The 1,011-nt window shown below is 63.5% G+C and carries 2 protein-coding genes; both read right to left on the minus strand.

The features are described 5' to 3' along the window. On the minus strand, positions 1-302 hold a 302-nt coding region (locus tag AC1DT3_RS22485), incomplete at its 3' end, for an ATP-binding cassette domain-containing protein (RefSeq protein WP_477467388.1). A 318-nt stretch (positions 303-620) separates the two neighbouring features. Then, on the minus strand, positions 621-1,011 hold a 391-nt coding region (locus AC1DT3_RS22490; RefSeq protein ID WP_477467389.1), incomplete at its 5' end, for a glucan biosynthesis protein.

Below are 1,011 nucleotides of genomic sequence, written 5' to 3' on the forward strand. Positions count from 1 at the left end.
GAGCGAAACCACAGCCCCATGGAGACGATGTCGTAGACCGAAACCGGAAAAGAACGGTCGATCTCGGCGGCCTGCGGCAGATAGGCGATGCGGTCCCGCGCATCGCGCGACAATTCGATCTGCCCGCCCAATGGCCGCAAGGTCCCGACGATCCCTTTGAGAAGCGTGGATTTTCCCGCGCCGTTCGGTCCCACGACAGCCATCAGGCTCCCGGAGGCGATTTCCCCGGTCAGATGATGCACCGCCGGGCGGCGGTCGTAGCCGAGGGTGAGGCCCTCGAAACGGATCGTGGTCTTCTTCATGGCGCGCCCTGACCCAACACAGCGAACACCAGGAGCCACAGCACGCCGAGCGCCAGCGCCAAGCCGATCAGCCGTTGCCAAGCTGAAAGGCGAAGCAACGAAAAGGTCGGCGCCATCGCGATGGCGCGATGAGGGTGATGAGGGTGATGATGATGCGCGTGGCCGTGATCCCCATGGGAGTGCTCTCCATGGTGGTGTCCGGCTACGTTCGCGTGGTGCCCGTCCTGTGACATGCGTCTCTTTTAGCCTCCCGCGCAGGAGGCGTACAGTATTTTATACGCATCTCAGGATTGTATTTTCGGAGGGGTCAAATCAATCTCAGGTCGTGGGGTGATACTGGTAGAGCCACGTCTCGCTCAAAACCTCGTCGCCGTTGCGGAGGTAACACCGGAGCTCTACCGGGTCCATTCCGACGGCAGTGAGGTCGAACTGCGTGCGCCAATGGCCGGGGACGTCGTCGGGGACGGCTTCCGTGAGAATATTGGAGAACTCCCCACGGGAGGCGGTGAGCACCGGACGGGGGATCGTGCCGGCCGGCAGCCGGGTGAGCGGTTCGCCGAGGAACTCGATCATGAACTTGCGAACGCCCCTGGGACGCGCGGTCCCAGCCTGGCCGCCATTGCCGAAGCGGGTGGCGACGCAGCGCGCCAAGGGCGTCGGGAAGGGCTCTTCGGCCGACCAGTGCATGCGATATCGGAACGTGATTCTC

The sequence above is a fragment of the Microvirga sp. P4_G7 genome (assembly GCF_056401005.1).